The sequence below is a fragment of the Pseudoalteromonas apostichopi genome (assembly GCF_030297135.1).
Lineage (GTDB): Bacteria > Pseudomonadota > Gammaproteobacteria > Enterobacterales > Alteromonadaceae > Pseudoalteromonas > Pseudoalteromonas apostichopi.
On the sequence record NZ_AP028065.1, the window covers coordinates 815,096 to 836,930 of the forward strand.

General features: G+C 41.6%; 18 protein-coding genes. 7 read left to right on the top strand and 11 right to left on the bottom strand.

The window, feature by feature from the left end; genetic code table 11:
* Positions 1-54 precede the first annotated feature (54 nt).
* Complete coding sequence (locus QUE86_RS03645; RefSeq protein WP_130050817.1) at positions 55-681, bottom strand: GTP cyclohydrolase II; 627 nt, start codon at positions 679-681, stop codon at positions 55-57.
* A 543-nt stretch (positions 682-1,224) separates the two neighbouring features.
* Here QUE86_RS03645 and QUE86_RS03650 point away from each other — a divergent pair.
* On the top strand, positions 1,225-2,298 hold the full coding sequence (locus QUE86_RS03650) for an energy transducer TonB (RefSeq protein ID WP_250661142.1): 1,074 nt from the start codon (positions 1,225-1,227) through the stop codon (positions 2,296-2,298).
* A gap of 190 nt (positions 2,299-2,488) precedes the next feature.
* Here QUE86_RS03650 and QUE86_RS03655 read toward each other — a convergent pair whose 3' ends face one another.
* Complete coding sequence (locus QUE86_RS03655; RefSeq protein WP_286259274.1) at positions 2,489-2,938, bottom strand: low molecular weight protein-tyrosine-phosphatase; 450 nt, start codon at positions 2,936-2,938, stop codon at positions 2,489-2,491.
* A gap of 9 nt (positions 2,939-2,947) precedes the next feature.
* On the bottom strand, positions 2,948-3,454 hold the full coding sequence (locus QUE86_RS03660) for a DUF3087 domain-containing protein (RefSeq protein ID WP_130050814.1): 507 nt from the start codon (positions 3,452-3,454) through the stop codon (positions 2,948-2,950).
* A 118-nt stretch (positions 3,455-3,572) separates the two neighbouring features.
* Between QUE86_RS03660 and QUE86_RS03665 the strand changes: the two genes are divergently transcribed.
* From QUE86_RS03665 to QUE86_RS03675, 3 genes are read left to right on the top strand one after another with little or no spacing between them, the layout of a single operon-like run.
* Positions 3,573-4,220, top strand: a complete 648-nt coding sequence (locus QUE86_RS03665) for an energy transducer TonB (RefSeq protein ID WP_250661144.1) — start codon at positions 3,573-3,575, stop codon at positions 4,218-4,220.
* A 6-nt stretch (positions 4,221-4,226) separates the two neighbouring features.
* The gene (locus tag QUE86_RS03670; protein ID WP_286259275.1) at positions 4,227-4,778 is read left to right on the top strand and encodes an RNA polymerase sigma factor; all 552 of its coding nucleotides are present in this window, start codon (positions 4,227-4,229) and stop codon (positions 4,776-4,778) included.
* Positions 4,768-5,367 carry a hypothetical protein gene (locus tag QUE86_RS03675; RefSeq protein ID WP_286259276.1) on the top strand — a complete coding sequence of 200 codons (600 nt, stop codon included), beginning with the start codon at positions 4,768-4,770 and terminating at the stop codon, positions 5,365-5,367. The genes QUE86_RS03670 and QUE86_RS03675 overlap by 11 nt, the downstream gene beginning before the upstream one ends.
* A 260-nt stretch (positions 5,368-5,627) precedes the next feature.
* Here QUE86_RS03675 and QUE86_RS03680 read toward each other — a convergent pair whose 3' ends face one another.
* Entirely contained in the window at positions 5,628-6,374 is a 747-nt protein-coding gene (locus QUE86_RS03680) for a hypothetical protein (RefSeq protein ID WP_286259277.1), read from the bottom strand.
* 268 nt (positions 6,375-6,642) lie between these two features.
* On the opposite strand from QUE86_RS03680, the gene QUE86_RS03685 reads away from it, so the two are divergent.
* Positions 6,643-7,779, top strand: a complete 1,137-nt coding sequence (locus tag QUE86_RS03685; RefSeq protein WP_286259278.1) for a PQQ-dependent sugar dehydrogenase — start codon at positions 6,643-6,645, stop codon at positions 7,777-7,779.
* A 293-nt stretch (positions 7,780-8,072) separates the two neighbouring features.
* Here the strand turns inward: QUE86_RS03685 and QUE86_RS03690 are convergent, their stop codons facing one another.
* Positions 8,073-9,449 carry a Na+/H+ antiporter NhaC family protein gene (locus tag QUE86_RS03690; protein ID WP_130050807.1) on the bottom strand — a complete coding sequence of 459 codons (1,377 nt, stop codon included), beginning with the start codon at positions 9,447-9,449 and terminating at the stop codon, positions 8,073-8,075.
* 94 nt (positions 9,450-9,543) lie between these two features.
* Complete coding sequence (gene pbp4b / locus QUE86_RS03695) at positions 9,544-11,991, bottom strand: penicillin binding protein PBP4B (RefSeq protein WP_130050806.1); 2,448 nt, start codon at positions 11,989-11,991, stop codon at positions 9,544-9,546.
* Between the two features lie 337 nt (positions 11,992-12,328).
* Here pbp4b and QUE86_RS03700 point away from each other — a divergent pair, with 337 nt between their 5' ends.
* Positions 12,329-13,174 (top strand): MurR/RpiR family transcriptional regulator, encoded by an 846-nt coding sequence (locus tag QUE86_RS03700; RefSeq protein WP_054560797.1) that lies wholly within the window; start codon positions 12,329-12,331, stop codon positions 13,172-13,174.
* A 377-nt stretch (positions 13,175-13,551) separates the two neighbouring features.
* Entirely contained in the window at positions 13,552-16,572 is a 3,021-nt protein-coding gene (locus QUE86_RS03705; RefSeq protein WP_286259281.1) for a carboxypeptidase regulatory-like domain-containing protein, read from the top strand.
* A 69-nt stretch (positions 16,573-16,641) separates the two neighbouring features.
* Here the strand turns inward: QUE86_RS03705 and QUE86_RS03710 are convergent, their stop codons facing one another.
* From QUE86_RS03710 to QUE86_RS03730, 5 genes are all read right to left on the bottom strand, one after another.
* The gene (locus QUE86_RS03710; protein WP_130050804.1) at positions 16,642-17,073 is read right to left on the bottom strand and encodes an energy transducer TonB; all 432 of its coding nucleotides are present in this window, start codon (positions 17,071-17,073) and stop codon (positions 16,642-16,644) included.
* A 153-nt stretch (positions 17,074-17,226) separates the two neighbouring features.
* Entirely contained in the window at positions 17,227-18,405 is a 1,179-nt protein-coding gene (locus tag QUE86_RS03715) for an exo-beta-N-acetylmuramidase NamZ family protein (RefSeq protein WP_286259283.1), read from the bottom strand.
* Entirely contained in the window at positions 18,405-19,340 is a 936-nt protein-coding gene (gene murQ, locus QUE86_RS03720) for an N-acetylmuramic acid 6-phosphate etherase (protein ID WP_130050802.1), read from the bottom strand. The genes QUE86_RS03715 and murQ overlap by 1 nt, the downstream gene beginning before the upstream one ends.
* On the bottom strand, positions 19,330-20,241 hold the full coding sequence (locus tag QUE86_RS03725) for a glucosamine kinase nucleotide-binding domain-containing protein (protein WP_167659079.1): 912 nt from the start codon (positions 20,239-20,241) through the stop codon (positions 19,330-19,332). The genes murQ and QUE86_RS03725 overlap by 11 nt, the downstream gene beginning before the upstream one ends.
* Positions 20,242-21,810: a sodium:solute symporter gene (locus tag QUE86_RS03730; RefSeq protein WP_286259287.1), complete on the bottom strand. Its 1,569-nt coding sequence runs from the start codon at positions 21,808-21,810 to the stop codon at positions 20,242-20,244.
* Positions 21,811-21,835 lie beyond the last annotated feature (25 nt).

Here is a 21,835-nt window from a genome sequence, read left to right on the forward strand (position 1 = left end):
ACGCACCGAGTATAACTGGGTGCGCTACTTGTTTATAGTCACCTATAGTGAAAATTACTCAGGCTTTTTAATTTTTTTAATATCAAGCATGTGCGAGCCATGTTTGATTTTCGTTTCGAGGTAAGCTCGGTTACCTACCACACCCGCTTTGATGTGTGCATGAGTGCCAACCACCGACTCAACCTCAATGCCTGCATCACGCAGTGCTTTAAGCTTATTTGGGTTGTTTGTCATTAACTTAACGTGATTTAAGTTAAGCGCTTCTAACATTAACACTGCGTCTGAAAAGTCACGCAAATCGTCAGCAAAACCCAAGTGGTTATTCGCTTCGTAAGTATTCATGCCTTGTGACTGCAATACATACGCATCAATTTTATTGTATAAACCAATGCCACGGCCTTCTTGGCGTAAATATAATAAAATGCCACCTTGCTGGTGCATCATTTCGATACACTCATTTAATTGCTCACCACAATCACAACGAGACGAGTGAAATACATCTCCCGTTAAACATTCTGAATGCATACGAATTAATGGTACGTCTTGCTCTGTGTCGGCTTGATTAAAAACTAAAGCAACATGCTCTTGGCCATCTTTTAAGCCACTGAAAGATACGATTTCTGCAGGGATATCACTGTTTTTGCCAACATTCAGCTGGACTCTTGCTCTTACTTGCGCCACGACAAATCCAAATTAAAAAATAAATGCGATACTGCAAATGTGATTACAACAGCTTGAAGGTTGTAAGGATGCAACATACGACGAGTGATAACTAATATTGAGGCAGTTACCAGCAATTCAAGTATTATACACTCAAACCACCCCAAGATACGAGCTTTGCGCCTCGCTTTAGTGGCGCTAATAAAGTACCTTAAAAGCTCTACCCTCTACAGCTAGGCTATTGAATTAAAAAAATTACTTAATAAACCTTTGCAGATATTCGAAAAAATAGATTAGTTTAATCTCAATAAACCGCTAAGCCTTTTTTCAAACCATTAATAAAAACAACAATAATAGGGAATATTATGAAAAAAGCCTTCGTGCTAATTTGTAGCGCCCTGCGACTAAGCCTGCCAATCATCAGTTCAACGAATCATACTTCGTACCTTAAACCTTAACAGTGACACATCGAGTGTAATTTGCTACCTTGCACCTAATGATGATAATAATTATCATCAACAAGTATTAATCCCCCCTTCTCTGGGCAAAATAATAAGGACTATTATGAAAAAAAGCTCACTTGCCTTATGCATTACACTACTGTTTAGCCAGCAAGGCATTGCCAATGAAACGACCACCCAAGAATTTAACGAGACCTACCGCGCTTATGTCGCCGCTGTAGAAAATAAGCAAGACAGTAGTGAGCTTGCCAAAAAAGCGTTTGAGCTTGGCAAAGAAATTTATGGAGAAAGCGCCGACAACACCGCTAATCTTGCTATTAACTATGCAAACAGCCTTGCTGAATACAAACAAGAACAACGCTTTGAGTTATATCGTACAGCCTACGAAATACTAGAACAAAACCATGGCAAGCTAAGTGTACAAGTGTATGACTCATTAATCGGCATGGCAGAATCAACTCCCTCAGCAAAGCGTGCTGATACATATCTTGATGATGTCATTGCTATTGCTGAAAAACAAAACTCAGCCAAGCTTGTTGCAGATGCAAAAATGACCGCCGCTCGTATCCTCGCTTACAAAGGTAGTGGCGAGCGCTATTACACAGCAAAGGAATATCTTGAAGAAGCCGATAAGTACTACCAAGAAAACTTACCAAATAACGCAGTTGATCGGATCAGTGCAGACTTTTTAGTTGCCGCATTTGCAGAAAATCAACGTAAATACAGCACCGCCATTGAACGTTTAAATCACGTAGTTAGTGTATTTGATCAAGAGTTAGACTTTGATCATCAAACCGAATTAAACGCCCATTCAAAGCTAGTTCACTTATACGAAAAAACAGGTAAAAGCGACGAAGCAACTAAACATTGCTTAGCGATAGCGAAAATGGTGCCATGGAAAGAGAGCCAAGAACAAGAACCGTTATACCGCGTGCATCCTAAATATCCAAAATCAAAAGTTCAACGTATGGAAGATGGCAGTGTCGTAATGGAGTTTGAAGTAACCCCGTCTGGCTTTGTAGACAACATAACTGTGGTAGGTTCTGAGGGTGGCTCTGCATTTGAAAGAGAAGCGGTTAAAGCAGTAAAACAATGGCGTTATGCCCCTAAGTTTGAAAACGGTCAAGCGATTGCTGCGACTTCTCGGGTGCAATTAGACTTTAAAATCAACAACTAAATAACAGGGTCGCAATGCGACCCTTTTTTATACCAATTCGCTTTATTAAGTAATCTATTTTGAGGCAAGAAAACCTCGTTGATAGCAAGGCAAAAATTTCGTTATTTAGTTGTTCTAAATCAGAAATTTTTAACGTAGATAGCGACAGGTTTAATCCCTCAAAATGATTAAGTATTATTGCGGATTGGTATCATAGCTTTTTAAGCAGGTTATCGGCTGCATCCTCAATTAAATCGAGTACCTTTTCAAAGCCTTGATCGCCACCATAATAGGGATCGGGGATTTCGCTCTCTCCTGCATCACCATGACTTAAAAACAGCGACAACTTATATTCTAAGTGCTCTGGGCAAATGGCATGTAAATCAGCAAGATTTTGCTTGTCGGCTGCGAGAATTAAGTCAAACTCATGAAAATCAGCTTGAGCCACTGGTCGCGAATAAATCCCTTTAAAACTATAACCGCGCTTTTCAGCTGCTGCTTTTGAGCGTGAATCTGGAGGATTACCTTGGTGGTAACCAATGGTGCCAGCAGAATCAACTTTGACATTGACACCCAGCGCCTTAGCACGACTTCTAAGTACCGCTTCAGCAGTAGGTGAACGGCAAATGTTGCCTAAGCAAACAATCAAAACCTTTTTCATTATTCGTCCTTAAAATTGCTTTAAGATTGACTCATCATAACGTTCTGCATCAAGAGTAAGGTTGTATTTATCTGCAACATTATCAAGCTCTGCCTGCTTAATTGCCAGCTCATCCATGGTAATGGTGTTGTCATCAAGCTGCCATAACAAACGCGAACCAGCATAGCTGTATTGAATTGCTAATAAAGCATCTGCATTGCCTTCACGCCCTGCTGCTTTTAACTTTGGCATTTTACGGGTGATTTTATTAAGGGCTTTTTTAAGCTCCCACACATACACTATTTCAGTCATGTAATCATGATTGCGGTATTTATTAAGCACAAAGCCCACCAGCAAACTACACACAACAACACCTAATAGGTTCCAATGAAAATGACTACCGCTTGAGTCAGGGAATAACGCAATTAGCGTTTGTGAAATGGCTAAACTGCCAATGGCTAAAGCAATTACACAGGCAATAATCACTTGGTTTAAATGTTTACGGTAACGTGCTTTGTCTATTTGAATAAGTTTCATAACAACCTAAAAAGTCACACTAAAATTGGTGAAGAAATAAAAAGTGAAAAAAATTTCACCCCTTTTTTATTTGCCAGCCGTTTTAGCTATGAAAGCAATTATCCAAAGAGGAACGGCTATGCATACTTTACCACTAAACTCAGCAAGCTTGAATAACAGCAAGGCGGCTTTAAAGACAACCGCAGCAATTATTGGCGGCGGTGTCATGACCTTTGCAGCATTTGCATTTATGCAGTACTTAATTTCTGCTGAGCAAAGAGCCGATGTAAAAACAGGCCCAGATATCACGGTTGAAATTTATGAAGTACCCAAAGACTCAAAAGTACAAGTAAAGCAAACACTGCCGCCACCACCAACTGCAAAAATGCCACCAAAAACGCCACCACGCCCAGCGATTGATAACCCTGATACAGTTGTGGTAGCAGATTTAACACCAACGATGACATTCGATAACATTGGCGACACGCTAAGCAAAAGCATTAATCAACCAACGGGAGATGCAACGCCAATTGTGCGCATAAACCCTAAGTACCCACCAGTAGCAGCTCGTGATGGCATTGAGGGCTGGGTACAAATTAGCTTTAGCATTTCACCGACTGGCGAAGTGATTAACCCTGTTATTATTGATGCTGAGCCTAAGCGAGTATTTGACCGTGAAGCAATTCGCGCTATTAAACGTTGGAAATATCGCCCTAAAGTTGTTGAAGGTGTGGCACAATTACAAGCAAACCAAAGTGTTCAACTTGATTTTAAAATAGATGGATAACTGCCTATGCTAATGAGCATCAAGACATGGTTATTTGACAAGCCAAACACAGATTGTTTGGCGCAGTATGCCAAAACGGGCGACAACCGTTACCTTAACCAACTCGTTGCTCAATACGGGAACGATCTTTATCACTACCTAGTCACTCAGAGTGATAAAGATCTGGCCCTTGATATATGCCAGCAAACCTGGTTAAAAGTCATTGATAAACGCGACTTTTACAATGATAAGAACAACCCAAAAGCGTGGCTTTTCCGGTTAGCACGTAATTTATTAATTGATGAATTTCGTAAGCAACAAAAGTTCGTTGAGTTAGAAGACAACCAACTATTTACTGAATCTCAGGATACAAGTTATCACTACGACTACGAAGCCTTTGATAAAGCACTAATGGCACTTAGCTTTGTACAACGTGAAGCGCTGACCTTACAACAAGAAGGCTTTAGCCTCGAAGATATTGTTGCTATCACACAAAGTAACCCAGAGACCATTAAAACTCGGCTGCGATATGCCCGTCAAAACCTGAAACAACAACTAGGAGGCCATCATGAAGCGTAACGACGAGCAACTCGATGCTGATTTAAAAGCACATTTTCAAAAGCGTAAAGCACAGCACAGCTTAAGCAGCGACGAGCTTTCAAAAATGTCAAAGCCACAGTCAGCCACACCAACACCACAGCGCTTTTTAGGCCTACAAATGACCGGAGTTTTTGCTGCTTTAGCCATTCTTGGTTTTGTCATGCTGCAATACAACAACCGTGAGTTAACCGATGTTTATGCGGTAGATTTATCAGATTATCAATGGCTTGAGGTACACGAACTCGACGCCAAAGGCAGCTATGTGAGCAACCTTAAACAACAAAAACAAAACCTAGATGCGAACTACCAACAAGCATTAGCCAATCACCAAGCCCGCACCAGCTTCACTGGCCGTCTCGTCAGTGTTGATAATGACTGGTATATCGCCGACTGCGAGCAAAATGTCATAGTACAAATTAAACAATCACTCCTTGAAGAGCTACAAAAACACGGCACCCTAGATACTCATATTCACCAGGGTGACCTACTCGCTCTAGACCAAAACAAACAAGGCCAAATCATCGCACTCAAACAGCTGACTCATGAGGCGAAAAATTGTAAAGCTTGAAAACAGCTGTCAGCTATCAGATTTAAAACAAGTTAGCGAGTTACAAGGGGAAAGAGTAAAGGAGTACCGTAGGCGTGAAATTTATTTCGCGCGATGGTTCAACGAGCCATCAGCTTTCAGCCGTCAGCTCTCAGATTTAAAACAAGTTAGCGGGCTACAAGAGTAAAGTCGCAAGTTTTTAAGTAGCAGCGGGTTTACCCCGCGTAGTTAGTTTTCAGATGTCAGATCATTCTTCTGACATCTGATACCTAATATCAATCTCACTCCCCTACCTTCGGTAGCATGCTTTTACTAATCACTTCAAATTTACCTAGGTCTATCAGCATTGAGTAAACTTCATCGTTGTTAATAAATACAACGAATAAATTGCCTTCAGCATTGAGGTTAGACTCTACAATGCGGTTGTAACCTGAAATAACTTCGCTGTAGTTTGAGCCATCAATCTTGCTTAGCGCGAAGGTGCGCTTATCTTTGCCATCGAGCAGTTTGTCGTTGTTGGTATCGTTTTTGATAACTTCATACGAAACTGCCTTAGGAGCATAGACTTTTTGCTCCTTGTAAGGACGAGTATCAAACTCTTTGTAATGGCTTAAAGCACCAAACTCTATGATCAACTGATCCGTTGTTTTAAATAGCCACTTGGCGTGATTGGTTTTGTCATTAAGAAACAAGATGTTCTTTGAGCGCGTAGGTCTGTATTTATAACCACCGCTAAAATTATTGTAAACTGTTACGTCAGCTTTCACCTCAATATCCAGTTTTTCTGATTCCAACGGGATAAAGTAAAAATCACTCCCCTCGACCTTACGGGGGTAACCCAGTTTCCACTTTTCTTGCTGCTTTTCATCTTCAGCTAAGTTTAGTGTTTGTTGCTGTACATAGTTATCGGACTTTAGTAAGTAAGCAACAAAGTTATACCCTATTGCTGCTGCTCCAATGATTAAGCCTAAAAGTAAAATTAGGCCGTTAACATTCCACACCCATTTAAAAAACTTTTCTGACTTCATACGACTTGTTAAATCCTTTTAAGAATAAGAACTTGCTAAGCTAGCAGGTATCCACAAGCAAAGCTAGACTGAGAGCCATCAACTTTCAGGCTGACGGCTGACGGCTGACGGCTGACGGCTGACGGCTGACGGCTGACGGCTGACGGCAATACTCCGCTCTTTACCTCGCTTTTCCTACCAATAATCGCACATTGCTCTAATGTTAATAACACTTTAATGCTGAACCAGCTAGGCTAGTAACATCGTGTTTAAATATTATGGAGTTACCATGAAAAGGTCTTTGTTTAACAGTTTAATCATTGCCTCAATTAGCTTGTCGAGTTTGCAAGCGTGTGCTCAGCCGGAGCAAAAGATTCCTCTGGATGCCAGCGCTAATAACTACAAACTAGAATTAGTAAGCGAAGGAATTCAAATTCCTTGGGGTATGGCTTGGCTTAACGAGCGTGACTTACTCGTTACTGATCGACGTGGCGAGCTTAGATTGATTCGTGATGGCAAACTCGTTGAGCAAGCAGTTAAAGGCACACCTAAAGTACATGATGAAGGTCAAGGGGGCTTATTAGACATAGAGCTTGATCCGAACTTTACCGAAAATGGCTGGATTTACTTTTCGTACTCGGGCTATGAAGGCGATGGTGAGGGTTACAATACCTCGATTATGCGCGCCCGCTTTAAGGATATGACGCTCGTCGATCAGCAATTATTGTTTAATGGCGAGCCAAATATTAAAACAACAAAACACTATGGTTCGCGTATTGAGTTCGACAAAGAAGGTTACTTGTACTTCTCTATTGGCGACCGTGGCAAAAGAGGCGTTCACCCACAAAGCCTTGACTATGATGCAGGCAAAATTCACCGTATCAATAGCGATGGTTCTATCCCTAAATCAAACCCGTTTTATAACCATAAAACAACTCACAAAAGCATTTATTCATATGGACACCGTAACCCTCAAGGTATGGCAATGCACCCTGAAACGGGGGTTATATGGAGTCATGAACATGGCCCTCGTGGCGGCGATGAAATCAATATAGTTAAAGCAGGTGCAAACTATGGTTGGCCTGAGATCACTTATGGGATCAACTACATTGGTACAAAAATTACCGACGAAACCAGTCGCGATGGAATGGAACAACCTGATTGGTATTGGGTGCCTTCAATTGCCCCATCAGGCATGGAGTTTATCACCAGTGATAAATACCCACAGTGGCAAGGTCAAATTGCCGTAGGCTCGATGAAGTTTGGTCATCTTGTTTTGGTGAAACTTGATGGTGACAAAGTAATAGGCCACAGCAAGGTATTTGAAGGTGTAGGTCGTGTGCGCAGCCTTGCCACCCATCCTAATGGTGATTTATATCTTGGTGTTGATGGTGTGGGTGTTTATAAGGTTGTACCGAAAATATAGCTTTCAGTTTTCAGCCGTCAGCTATCAGATTTAATACAAGGTAGCGAGTTACAAGAGTAAAGTCGCAAGCTTTTAGGTAACAGCGGGTTTACCCCTCGTAGGCGTGAAATTTATTTCGCACGATGGTTCAACGAGCCATCAGCTTTCAAACTGACGGCTGACGGCTGACGGCTGACGGCTGACGGCTATCAGATTTGAATATGCGAGTTATCGAAATTCAAGCAATAAAAAACCACAGACTCCCTCTGTGGTTTTTTACTTATAACTTAAGACTTAAAGCTCAAAGCTATTACTTATAAAACAATAATACTCGTCACTAGGTAAGCGATGAAAGTTAATGCGCCGCCGAATAAGGCGTATGGCATTTGGGTTTTTACGTGAGTTAATAAATCACACCCAGATGCAATGGCCGACACCGCGCTGGTATCTGAGATTGGCGAGCAGTGATCGCCAAACACACCACCACCTAAAATAGCCGCAATGACCAATGAAGGTGGTAACCCTAAAGCTTGAATGAGCGGTACACCAATCGGAATAAGAATTGCGAAAGTGCCCCACGAGGTACCTGTGGTAAATGAAATCACCGCACCGGTTAAAAACAGTACTGGCACAACCAAATATATAGGTAAGAAATCACCCACAAGGCCTGCTACAAACACACCTGTACCTAAGTCTTTTAAGCTGGCGCCTAAGGTCAGCGATAACAATACAATAGCAACCAGTGGTAACAGCTCTCCCATACCTTTAAAGCCGATATCCACCAGCTTATGGTGAGTAAAGTCACGAGAGCTGATCATTAAGAAGTAAGCTACAACACACGCTAAAATAGTTGCATACAGCACTGATTTAGAACCACTGCCACTGGCAATATCACCATCGCCAGTCCAGAACATAAAGCCAACCATACTACCAATTAAAGTAATAAGCGGAACAAGCATATAACGCGCTTTTGAGCCTTTAACTTCTTCAGTCAGTTCGGTTTCTTGTTGTTCAATATTTTCTTCAGCTTGCTTTAATGGGCCATGTACCTTGTCAAAAGTAATAGTGTAAAACACGATGAGCAAAGTAATAATGGCGTAAAAGTTATAGCCAATACTGCCCCACAAAACGGATACCGCCGACTCTTCCATTTCGTAATTGCCAAGTAGGCCCAGCACGTAAGCGCCCCAGCCATTTAGCAAGATTAAGATACACACAGGAGCGCTGGTACTGTCGATAATATAAGCAAGGCGTGCTCGGCTCATTTTGAATTTATCGAATAAACCACGCGATAAAATCCCCGAGGTTAATACACTTAAGTTCGATTCAATGAATACCGCAATACCTGAGAACATGGTTAAGTAACCCACTTGGCGCTTACTTTTGGCAACCCCTTTGTTCATCAGTAAATTAACTGTAGCAGCCACACCGCCAGATTCACGAATGTAAGCAAGTAAAGCACCAATTAGAATACTAAAGATAAGGATACGGCTATTACCAGGGGAGCTGGCAACTTCAATAACTCGCTCAATGGTATTGATAAAGGTGAAAAACAAGGTATTACCTTCACCATTCAGAGCAAGTAAAAACTCAGACGACGCAACCGCGACCAATAACGCCATGATCACTTCTTTGCGCCAAAACACAATTAAGATAGCAATCAAGGGTGGTAAAATTGAATACCAAGACATAAAAACCCTTTTAAATTAAGAACAACATTTTATTTTTATTATGCGAAAACTCGCTAAGCTTAATGGCTTTGCCACTAAACTCAACTTAATTCGACTAGTGATTTAATATACTCTCATAAATCAGTGAGATAATAGAGCCATACTTACCCGTTTCGAAACGTTTGCCAACAAACTCGTAATTTTCTTGCGAACCTTCAATAGGTGTATGACGAGCATTAGTTAGTAGTACGATGGCAAGGTCATACTCGGGATCTATTACGGTTACAGTGCCAGTCCAGCCTGTATGACCAAAAGCTCGCGGGCTGGCATAAGGGCCAAAATGCCATTTACGCGCTTGATGCCCAGCTCGTCGCCACCCTAAGCCATAGGTCTCATCACTCGCCTCTGGCTTTGTAAATTGTTCGAGTACTTGCGGTGTAAAAATCTGCTTGTTATCGTAGCCGCCACCATTAAGTAGTACTTGCATTAACACTGACAAGTCACTGGCGGTACTAAAAAGCCCTGCATGTCCTGCTACGCCACCCAAGGCATAAAACGCTTTTTCGTCATGTACTTCACCTTGTAGTACATCGGTACGAATATTTTCAAACTCGATGCGTCCACCTCGGGTGTTACCATTAATCTCAGTGGCGGCAATTTGTGAGGCTAGAAAACCTTTTTGCAGCGGGTTATAAACTGTATGCGTTAAACCAAGCGGCTGATAAATTTGGCTTTCAACATAAGTATCGAGCGCCATACCACTAATGCGTTCAACCAGTACACCTAGCAACATATAATCGATATCAGAATATAAGTGTTTTACGTTACGGCCAGCGACGAAAGGGACGCCAGTTAATAGCAGGTTTTTAGTACGCAGGCTGTTTTGCGAAAAAAAGCGCTCACCAAATTTATTATCTTTGCGATGAAAATCAACCACCGCAGGATAACCCGCACTGTGGGTGAGTAAGTCTTTTACTAAGCGCTGCTCACGCCCGCTGCCTCTAAATTCTGGCAGGTAATAAAATAAAGGTTTCTCTACGTCTAGTTTACCTTCGCTGGCAAGCTTCATGAGTGCAAAGTTAGTGGCAAACATTTTTGAGTTTGAAGCTATATCAAACAAGGTATCGTTTTGCATGGCTTGTGGGCTGTTAAGCTCACTGCCATCAGCATGATACTTCTTAGCCACACCATAATGGCTTAATTTAATCAGTTTGCCATCTTTAACAACGGCAAGTACAGCGCCCGGAAAGCCCTCTTTAATCTCTTGATTTATTAATTCATCAACGGCAGTAAAGCGTTTTTGTGTGCTGCTTTTGTCCAGCTTTGGATAGGGAAAACGTAAGGTTAAGCTTGCCCCCTCAGGCAATACATTCTCTACTTTATAAGTGTTAATGCCATTATGGGTACGCTTAGCTAAACTGTATTGATATATTTTTTCAGCTGTTAATGGCGATGCTATATTAATTTTTTCGCCATTTATAAAAATGTCAGCACTGGTTGCATCCTGATTTTCAATGATGATCTCCCCGCGACCTTTATAAGCTGTAAATGTACCTCTGTCATTAACAAGCGCGCGACTACTCGGATCAAGCGCAGGAATTCGCGCGATTACTTGTGCATTAGAAAGTGTTTTTGGCTCTGGCTCAACCGCTTGCTGTTGTTGCTGGTATTCTTGGAATAATCGCTCAAGCTTTTTAGGAAAGTATTTATCTAATAAAGCAAATAACACTGCAGCACTTCTTGCATCATTATTACCGCTTACATGCCAAGGCAAAAAGTGCATTTGAAAAGCACTTAAAGCATCTAGCGTTTGCGAATCAAGCTGCCCCGTTGCAATCACCTCATAGCCGTAGCTGCGCAGCGCTTTTTGCATCAACTCAACTGATGGTTTTGATGCACTAAATACTTGCCAATATTTATCAAGGGTGTCGCTGTCGTACCACGCACCGATACCCGCTTTATATAGTTGATACCAAGGAAAGCGCGGACCAGGGTCGTTCTTACGGCTTGGGGCTATATCAGAATGGCCAATAACTTGAGTTGGGCCAATATCAGGGTTACGAGCAAGAATATCTTTACTTAACTTTATTAATAGCTCTATTTGCTTGGCGTCATAGTCTGGAAAAATACATAACTTACTAGCGTCATTTTCCATCGCAAGCTTAGTTTGCTCAGGAATATGACACGTTGGTACATTCACTATTTCAATACCAATTGAATGGTCATTTAAATCTTCTCGGCCTTGCCAAAAACTGCGTCCGGCGTGCCATGCTCTGTCTTTTTCATCAACGAGCTGAATAATTTCTAAATCGTCTTTTGGATAACTTGGATCGCCTGACTCAGGTAATAAATAATGAGAGCTCAAGCCCCCTTCATCGACTAAAGCGTGCATTGATTTTTCGTAATCAATTGCGGTGTAATGCATTACTAAAAACTTAACACGGTGGCTATAATTAGCTGACTGTGTGTAGGTATATGGATTACTGGCACAGCTTACTAATAATGCCGCACTACTGAGATAACACAGCTGTTTAAGAAATGTTTTCAAAGGGGTAAAACTCATAACAGATTCATACCTGATGATTTAAGCGTTGACGATTTTCAGCAATACAGTAGCAACACCTACTTAACATGTAAAATATTTTATTTCACAAATAAAGAATAAAAAGCATATATTATCGATAAGCTACTAAAAATAGAGCTATCTCAATAATTAGTGTTGTATCTATTATGGAATAAAACTATATTATTCCATCTAAATTAAGAAAAATATTCCAAACTTAGGTTAGCTAAAACAAAAATAAGTCGTCATGTTAAGCAAACAATGCGCCCAAGCCCTGTGTTTATAATTGAACCATTGCTTTGCGTTTTGACTAAGTTAAGCAAACAAAGTGAGCCCTATGTCTACTTTTGTAAAAATAAAAGCCTTACGTCAATCTCTATCGAGCAGCGAAGCCAAGCTTGCTGACTTTACGTTAAATTCAGCGAATGCTATTCGTAATTTATCATCGGTTGAACTAGCAAAAGTGGTTGGTGTAAGCCAATCAAGTGTGGTGAAGTTTTCACAAAAATTAGGTTATAAAGGCTTTCCTGCTTTTAAGCTTGCGGTAATTGATGCCCTTAATGATGAAAGCAGCGAACCTAAGCTACATGGTAAAATCACCCTTAATGACTCGCTAGAGCAAATCGCCGAAAAACTATTAAGCAGTAAACTGGCGGTATTAACCGAAACCAAGAACCTAAACGAAGCGCCGGCAGTCGAAAAAGCAGTAGAGCTATTAAAATCTGCAAAACGCATTCTAATTTGTGGTTTAGGTGGCTCGGCTCTGGTTGCAAAAGATTTTTCTTATAAATTACAAAAACTCGGTATGCCAGCAATTGCGGAGCCGGATGGGCACGCACAACTTGCGTATGTGGCGACGTTTTCAAAAGGTGATTTGGTCATTGCGATAAGTGAATCAGGTATGACTCGCGAAATTGCCGAAGTTGTAAAGCAAGCCAAGAAAAATTCAAGCTCGGTGATCTCAGTCACAAAATTTGGTAGTAGCCTTGTAGCCGACTCAGCAGATGTAAAGCTTTATTCGGTTGCTGAAGGCGAATCTGTGCGTTTATCATCAATTTTAGCGCGTACGGCACAAGATTTTGTAATCGACATTTTGTTTATCGCCCTAACGCAATCGAGCCGCCAAGGTCGCAAGTTACTAGAACATTCTAATGAAGTTGTTGGGGAATTTAAGAATAACTAATTTCTTATTTTCTACGATAAGAACACAAATAAGCAGCTCTGGCTGCTTTTTTAGTGCCTGAATTTTACCTTAAATTAACGACTCAATACTGCCTTCACCCCATATAATGCTTCTGTTAAGCCACTGACTAAGAAGTCATAATTTCTTACAAAATTGTACTAAGAATAAATTAGCACCCTGCTAAAGCCAGTCATTACTGAGCTTTACCTAAAATCGGTTATATATTTTATTCCTAAAAACCAACCTTTAAATGAAAAAATATTCTTGACCAACTTAGATAACACCTGTTTAATATGTGGGCAACATAATTTTAAAGTTCATAAGTCTCAATTGGGTAAGTAGTCCAGCAAAGCATATAAATATAAGGACGGGAAACAATGAAACAACATGCATCCACACTCGCAATGAGCTATATAGCAAAAGCGACAAGCAATGCACTTCGCGCAAAGAAAACAGCCTTCACCGGTGTTGTTATGGCCGCAGCTCTAGCCAGCGCGCCAGCCTTTGCAAATCTAACCGGCGGGATCAAAGGTAAAGTATCATCACCTAAAGCGCAGCAGTCACTGGCGGGGATCACAGTTACAGCAAAAAGTAATGTGATGCCAAAACCACGTACAGTCGTTACGCGAGAAGATGGCAGCTACGACTTACCGCAATTAAAACCAGGTACTTATGAACTGACTTTCACTGATAAAAACGGTGTAACTCAAACCATGACTGTCGACGTTTTACTTGAGCAAACATCAAGCTTAAATGTCACTATGGGCGGTGCTAACGAAAACGTTGAAGTCATTACAGTTACTGGCAGTAAATTATTCCGCCAAGGTAAGTCTGCACTGACTAACTCATTAGGCGAAGAAGCAATCAACAGCGTGCCAGTTGGTCAAGATTACCGTGACCTACTAAAACTTGTTCCGGGTGTTGAGCTATCAGAAAATGCAACGCTTGGTCCATCAGCAGGTGGTTCGGGTGTTGATAACTCTTACGGCTTTGACGGCGTAGATGTTTCACTCCCAATGTTTGGTAACTTAGCATCTGAGCCATCAACCCATGACGTTGCTTACGTTACTATGGACCGCGGTGGTGCAAAAGCCGTTGGCTTTAACCGCTCAGGTGGTTTCTCAATTAACACCGTATCAAAATCAGGTACTGACGAATTCCACGGCAATGTTGAATACAAAGTTCAACCTAAGAGTTTAGTGGCAACACCAACAGGCCAGGAAAGCTATGAGCTTGATAAAAGCTGGTTAACAGCAAGTTTAGGCGGCCCACTCATTGAAGATACCTTGTATTTTTATACTTCTTATTACCGCCCAGAAGAAAAGCGTACCAATAAAGATACTGCCTATGGTGCTGTAAAAGACTTTAAAAGTGTTCGTGATGAGTATTTTGGTAAATTAACTTGGGCACCTACTGACGATATTTTACTTAATATTTCACAGCGTACCTCAGAAAAAACCATTGAAGGCCGTTCAATTGGCGCTTACGAAACTGACAGTGTATCTGCTGGTGATGAAGCCAACCAAGATATCTTTACTTTAGATGGTTCGTGGATTTTAGGCGATGCAACAACTCTTTCATTCCAATACAGTAAATTAGAGATAGAAACAGCAGGTAAGCCAGATACTGAATTATCAGTAGTACCTTCATTAACGAGCCAGCTTGACTTAAATAATCTAACTGAAATGGGTTACTTCAGTGTCCCTAGCTTATTAGATGCTGATGATAACTACACTGCGGAACAAATTGCTGCATATAATGCAGGCGCAGCACCACTAATTGCACAATACGGTTATACCGAAGATGGTCAAATGCGAGGCGGCGGCGGTGTTGGTGCGTATTACCGATACGATAATATCGACTTCTACCGTGATAGTTTTGAGTTAAATCTAGAACATGAATTTACTTGGGGCGATAGCTACCATACATTACATTTAGGTGGCGAGTGGAAAGAAGGTAAAGAAGTACTGTCTCGTCTTTCAAATGGTTGGGGTAGCATCTCTTATGTTGGCGGCCTAGATGAAAGCTTAGAAGAAGGCAGCTCTGCGCCGGTTATTTACCGTGCTCGCGTGCAACAAATGAGCTTAGTAGCAGGTGGTGATGCCGTTTCTGCTATTAACTCAGAAATGGAAACCCTTAACTTCGAAATCAACGACACCATTGAAGTAGGTGATTGGACTTACAATGTGGGTGTGTTAGTGAGCCGCGATACTTGGTATGGCCAAGGCCTTAAATCGGCATCTGGTACCCTCTCTGGTTATGAGTTAGCCCCAGGCGAAAAATACAAAATGTACCAAACAGATTGGTCAGATATGATCCAACCGCGTTTAGGTGTGAATTGGAACTATGCAGATCAAGACGCTATATTTGCTAACTTCTCAATGTATAACCCAGAAGCAAGCTCACTTGCACGTGCCGCCTCTTGGGACCGTAATACCCGTGCCGAAATCGAAGTTGAATTTGATGCAGACGGCAACGTAATTTATGCAGAGCCGCGTCAAGGTTCATCTGGTAAAGTATTTGCTGATAACTTAAAACCTCGTCAAATCAAAGAGTTTACGCTTGGTACTACTAAATATGTGGGCTCTGATTTAGTATTACGTGCTCATGTTCGTCACCGTAAGGCATCGCATTTCTGGGAAGATATGCCAAACAATGCCCGCTTAACTGACTACTCTGGCGTTGATGCTGATGGCGTACCACAACATATTGCAGACAAAGGCCTTTATGTCGATAACCTCGCTGAAATCCGCGATGAAATTGGTGGTTCATCTTATGTTATTGCCGAAGTAGATGGTGGCGAGACTAAATATTGGGAAGCAAGCATCGAAGCTGAATACCTAGGTGAAAACAGCTATATCAATGCTTCTTATGTTTGGAGTCATTACTACGGTAACTTCGACCAAGATAACACCACAGCAACAACAGATGCGAATACCTTCATTGGTTCATCAAACTATGGTGATGGCCGTGGTCGTTACCCTTGGGATTACAAATACGGCACATTATCAGGTGATAAACCGCATAAAGTAAAAGTCTATGGTTACTATACAGTGCCATGGGATGCAAACATTGGTGCATACTTTGTATTCCAGTCGGGTAAACCTTGGGAAGCATGGGATGGTTCAATCTACGGTTACTCAAGTGGCACAACGCGTTACAGCGAGCCTGCAGGCAGTCGTCGTAGTCCAAGCCATTGGCAACTTGACTTAAACTACACCCAAGACTTTAAGTTCTCAGGTGATATGGAACTACAATTCCGTGCTGATATTTTCAATGTATTTGACCGTCAAACAGGTTACAACAATAACCCATATGTCTCGTCAGAAAACTTTGGTGAATATCGTAACTACTACAGCCCACGTCGCGTGCAGCTGTCGTTTAACTTCAAGTTCTAAGTTAATTTATCCTGTTGGGGCCGCTATTGCGGCCCTTTTTTATGCCTGAAAAAAGTAAAAGCCAAAAGCTTAAATTGTACAAAATGCTTTTGCCGCAGCTAAATTAGTCGCTTCTTTCATAAAGTAGTCGAGCTGCACAGTTCGAATAATCGCTCGCGACTCGTTGTTACTTGTACTTGCCTGCCATTGCCAATTTTTAAGCGACTCTCGTGACACATCGACAAACAGCCCTTCTGGGAAGCTCTCCACAAAACGAATATCGGTGGTATTACCCTGATTATCAATGGTAATTACAAAGCGAGCACAGCCCGTCTGCTTAGATATTAAAGCTGCTTTTGGGTAGTTAGGCTTTGTTGCATTTTTAAGTGTCCACAACTGCTCTGCTGCATTTTTATCATCACGAAGGTCGAGTACATCGGTTGAGTTACTTTTTGAAGTGTTAGGGAGTTGTGAGCAGCCAGCTAGTAAAGCAAGTACGGCAATGCTTAAATAAGCTTTCATGGTATATCCTTAATGATACCAACTCGTAATAATACATAATTGAATTAAGCAAACTGGTATGAAAACAAGTTCCTGAATATACCACAATTAATTTTTAGAGATATTAAAAAACGAGGCAAGCGCCTCGTTCTTTTTTATCTAGTTATCTAGCTATTATTGATACAGCAAATATGGGGCTCGCTTGCGTTTAAAAGCACTTAAATCGGCTTGCCAGCTTTGCTTTATTTGCTGCTCAGTTTGGCCTGCTTCAATGGCTAAACGCAATTTATCAGTACCTGCAAGTTTGTCCATAAAGTCAGCGCGTTCAAAAAATTCTTGATCATTCGCGCTCAGCTGTTGGTATGCCGAAATAAACACACTTAAATCTAAGCCATGAATATCAGCATCTCGTAAGTCTTGACCAAATACTTCAACTCCTTTGAATTTAGGGTTCATTGAAGCGCCTTTAATCGCCCTTGGCGTGAAACTAAATTCACCCAATTTTACTGGTGAATAGCCCACCACTTGGAACGGAAAGTCAGTGCCACGACCAATAGTCACGGGTGTTGCTTCAAAGAAACATAGTGATGGATAAAGCGCAATTGACTGTGCATTCGGTAAGTTAGGGCTAGGCTTTATTGGTAGCTCATAAGCCATAGTACGGTCATAATTCGCAACGGGCACAACGCTTAGTTCAAGCTTATTAGCATCATTTATCCAGCCTTCACCTTTGATCATTTGAGCAAGTTCCGCCACTGTCATACCGTGCAAAACAGGAATTTCGTGCATGCCAACAAACGAACGAAATTGTGGGTCAAGGATAGGTCCATCAACATAGGCAATATTCGGGTTTGGTCTGTCTAGTACCACAACCTCTTTACTATTTTCAGCAGCGGCTTCCATCACGTAGTGCATTGAGCTGATGTAAGTGTAAAAACGCACACCGACATCTTGAATATCAAAAATAATGACATCTAAATCTGCAAGCATCTCAGGGCTTGGTTTTTTGTTACTGCCATAAATCGACACAACATCGATGCCAGTTTTAGCATCTACTGTGCTTTTAACATGAGCTCCAGCGTCATGATCGCCGCGAAAGCCATGCTCAGGGGCAAATATTTTGCTAACGACAACGCCTTTATCTAGTAATGCATCAACCAAATGTTGACCATTAACGACTGATGTTTGATTAACCACTAACCCGACACGTTTACCTTTTAGTGCTGGAACGTAGGCTTGAAAATTAGCAGCCCCTACTTGCAAAGGCTGGGTTTTCTCAGGTGCTTGTACAGGCGTTTCTTGGCAACCTAAAAGCGCGAAACAACTAACGAGTAAAACAGCTAAAAAACGCATTATTCTTCAACCGCCTTACGTAAAAAGCCGCCGGCTTTTGAAAGTAACTGTTTTGCTTCAGGCGCAGGTTTTCCTGTTAGCACAATTAAAATAGCAAGTTTAGCACTTTGATCTGCTTGCTTTAATGCATCAACAGCTTGCTGCTGAGTACAGTCTGTTGCTTGCATAACAATACGAATAGCACGAGCATATAGTTTTTCATTACTAGCATTCACATCAACCATCAGGTTTTTATACACCTTGCCAGTGCGGATCATGCTAGCTGTACTTAGCATATTAAGTACGAGTTTCTGCGCAGTGCCCGATTTCATTCGTGTTGAGCCAGTTACGGCTTCAGCTCCAACAACAGGACAAATGCCGATTTGAGGTAAAAGCATCACCGCTGAATTTGGATTACATGTGACACCCACAGTCACACAACCGAGTGATTTAGCGTATTCAATTGCCGAGCAAACATAAGGAGTACGGCCACTGGCAGCAATGCCAACCACCACGTCTTTACTATTTAAATTAACATTTTTTAAGTCTTCAACGGCAAGTGTCGTACTATCTTCAGCACCTTCAACAGCCTTCTTAACAGCAGTGTCACCACCAGCAATAATACCCAACACTTGCTGATCGCTCACGCTATAGGTAGGAGCACATTCAACCGCATCCAAAATCCCTAAACGACCACTAGTGCCTGCCCCAATGTAAATCAACCTACCACCATTTTGAAAGGCTTCGACTACGTGGTCTACCGCTTCACTAATTTGCGGGATAACTAATTTAACCGCCTCAGCCACTTTGTGATCTTCATTATTGATTTTAGTGAGGATCTCAGTGGAGCTGAGCAGATCGATATCCAAAGTGTCTGGGTTTTGTCCTTCGGAGACAATGCCGTTTAACTCTTCGAGTAACTCACGCTGTTGCTTAAATACGTGCTCAGGGCTCATTGGGTTGTCCTTTTTCAATAATGTCATGGTAATGCTCTGCTGCTAAAATCGCAGCACCAGTTAATGAATCTCCCTTGCAAGGAGATAATTCGTTTTGTAAAGCAAGTGGCAATAATGGTTGGCTAACTTTCGCCAAACCACCAATTAAAATCACTGGTAATAGTGAGTTTCCTCGGCTTTTATTAATTAACTGAACTACCGATTGAGTGTGCTCTGTTAATACACTATTTGCCGCTTTACAGTCATTTTTCAAGCTAAACACTAAAGGACTAAATGCTGCATAGTCCGCAGGTTTTGCTTGTTTAAGCCAACTACTAATTGCTTGTCGAGTGCATCCTAGCTGCTCACTCAAACGAATCGTTAATCGGCTTTTTGGTAAATCATAAATATCTATATCGTTTAATAATTGCTGCACAGCCATAAGACCTATACGGGCACCACCGCCAAAATCATCAACAGTAAAGCCCCAGCCACTAACCAACTTTGTTTGCTTTTGAGCATTTAATCTTGCTCCGACAGCACCTGTGCCAAGTGCAATAACTACACATGGCTCGCCAAGGTTTGCACCATATAATGAAGTAATTGCATCACTGGTGATTTGCAAACTGGCAAATTCAATTTCGTACACCAGTTTAAGCATCACTTTTAATTGCTCAGCAAGGCTTACCGATGAGCCACCAGCCACTCCCATAACGGTGACGATTTCACTTGGCTCTGCGCCACTTTGCTGGCATACATCGCGGGTCACTTTAACAATATTTTCTAACGCTAAATCAAGATCATTCGAAATTGACGCCGAACCGGCCTGAGCATGAAAAACAGCATCACTTGCCAGCTCCTTAAGCTCAGCTAACACTTTAGTGCCGCCACCATCAATGGCTAGAATATAGCGAACTGCCATTTATGCACTCTTCTCGTTCGATGATTTACCAAAGCAACACACAAGTGTCGCAAGCAAAGTGCCTATACACAGTTGCCAAGTAAATCCTAGGTAAAAACGCATTGTCTCAGGTAGTAACCAGTCAATCATGTATGGCTGCATTAATAAGGTCACCATAAAACCTGCTATCAGCGCAGCTAACACTGAGCTTTCACTGCCACGTTTGGTGAACAACGTCGTAAAGTACACACCTAACAAGCCACTGTACGAGAACACCATCACACTTAAAGCAAATTTTAATAATGGCATATCACTGTATTGCTGCCAGAAATAACAAAGAATAGCCATTAGCGCTAAGGCAAGGCTCACCACTGCCATACCGACACGACCTGCTTTGACAAAGTGATGATCACTAACTTGTTTATTATGTTTTTCTAAATACGGACGATAGATATCTTGTACGATGACTGAAGACATCGAACTAAGCCCTGAGTTCAACGTAGAAATAGCGGCAGCAATAATACCAACGCTCACCAAACCTTTAACTCCTGCTGGTACTTCGTTCAATACGTAGTACATAAAGATTGTGATTTTTTCGCCATTAAACTCTTGTACAACGGCTTGGCCTGCCTCGCTGTTCATCAATGCTGGTTGCTGATAAACAATATAAAGCAGAAAACCTATAAAGATAAAAATAGCCATAACGGGAATCACCATCACTACAGATAGTAATAACGCCTTACTGCCTTCTTTAGGGCTTTTACAGGTTAATAAACGCTGCGTCATATCTTGGTCTAAACCAAATGCAGCGATGTTTAAAAGTACAAAACCTGTTAAAACAGAGGCCATGTTAAACACCCCAGACGGGCCAAAATCTAAATCAAATTTAAACAGTGCTAGTTTAGAATCTGCACCTGGGCTTGGCTCATTGAGTGTTGCGATAATAGTCGAAAAATCAGCAGGAATAACGGCAAGTAAGCTCCATATGACCGCTATAGCAGCACTCACGTAAACAATACTTTGCAACACGTCTGAGTAAATAACACTGCGAATCCCCCCCAAAAAGGTATAAAGCAAGCCAGCAAGTGCTAACACCAGAGTAGCTATAACCACACTGTCTGCATCTATATTTCCGTATAAAATCATCGCCACGGCAATGGCCGCCATGTACAAACGCGCACCACTGGCAAACACACGGCCAAATAAATACATCAAGCCACTGCGACGCTTTGCCTTTGGACCGATGCGTTTTTCTAGTAGCTCATAAACCGTAAATACTTTTTGCTGATAGAACTTTGGAATTAAAAATGCCGATACGACAAAGGCGGCAATAAACGCACCGATATTAGTGGCTATGTAGGAAAAGTCACCTTGATAGCCTTGATCTGGCCCACCGATAAAGGTTGCTGCAGATTGTGAGGTAGCTAAAACAGAAATAGCCACCATCCAAGTTGGCATACTATTTCCGCCTAGAAAAAAATCTTGGCTTGAGTTAGCGCGTTTGCGATTAAACCACCAGCCACTTAGCAATAAAATTGCACCGTAACTTGCGAATACTAGCCAATCAAGTAAAGCGTAATTTGCACTCATTTATTATCCTAACCCAAACCTCAAT

Bases quoted from the DNA above. Each gene is read 5' to 3' on its own strand.
- QUE86_RS03700 (WP_054560797.1), top strand. From the start codon at position 12,329: ATGTCTACTTTTGTAAAAATAAAAGCCTTACGTCAATCTCTATCGAGC.
- QUE86_RS03715 (WP_286259283.1), bottom strand. From the start codon at position 18,405: ATGCGTTTTTTAGCTGTTTTACTCGTTAGTTGTTTCGCGCTTTTAGGT.
- QUE86_RS03710 (WP_130050804.1), bottom strand. From the start codon at position 17,073: ATGAAAGCTTATTTAAGCATTGCCGTACTTGCTTTACTAGCTGGCTGC.
- QUE86_RS03665 (WP_250661144.1), top strand. From the start codon at position 3,573: ATGCATACTTTACCACTAAACTCAGCAAGCTTGAATAACAGCAAGGCG.
- QUE86_RS03680 (WP_286259277.1), bottom strand. From the start codon at position 6,374: ATGAAGTCAGAAAAGTTTTTTAAATGGGTGTGGAATGTTAACGGCCTA.
- QUE86_RS03730 (WP_286259287.1), bottom strand. From the start codon at position 21,810: ATGAGTGCAAATTACGCTTTACTTGATTGGCTAGTATTCGCAAGTTAC.
- pbp4b (WP_130050806.1), bottom strand. From the start codon at position 11,991: ATGAGTTTTACCCCTTTGAAAACATTTCTTAAACAGCTGTGTTATCTC.
- QUE86_RS03650 (WP_250661142.1), top strand. From the start codon at position 1,225: ATGAAAAAAAGCTCACTTGCCTTATGCATTACACTACTGTTTAGCCAG.
- QUE86_RS03675 (WP_286259276.1), top strand. From the start codon at position 4,768: ATGAAGCGTAACGACGAGCAACTCGATGCTGATTTAAAAGCACATTTT.
- QUE86_RS03660 (WP_130050814.1), bottom strand. From the start codon at position 3,454: ATGAAACTTATTCAAATAGACAAAGCACGTTACCGTAAACATTTAAAC.
- QUE86_RS03655 (WP_286259274.1), bottom strand. From the start codon at position 2,938: ATGAAAAAGGTTTTGATTGTTTGCTTAGGCAACATTTGCCGTTCACCT.
- QUE86_RS03705 (WP_286259281.1), top strand. From the start codon at position 13,552: ATGAAACAACATGCATCCACACTCGCAATGAGCTATATAGCAAAAGCG.
- QUE86_RS03670 (WP_286259275.1), top strand. From the start codon at position 4,227: ATGCTAATGAGCATCAAGACATGGTTATTTGACAAGCCAAACACAGAT.
- murQ (WP_130050802.1), bottom strand. From the start codon at position 19,340: ATGAGCCCTGAGCACGTATTTAAGCAACAGCGTGAGTTACTCGAAGAG.
- QUE86_RS03685 (WP_286259278.1), top strand. From the start codon at position 6,643: ATGAAAAGGTCTTTGTTTAACAGTTTAATCATTGCCTCAATTAGCTTG.
- QUE86_RS03690 (WP_130050807.1), bottom strand. From the start codon at position 9,449: ATGTCTTGGTATTCAATTTTACCACCCTTGATTGCTATCTTAATTGTG.
- QUE86_RS03725 (WP_167659079.1), bottom strand. From the start codon at position 20,241: ATGGCAGTTCGCTATATTCTAGCCATTGATGGTGGCGGCACTAAAGTG.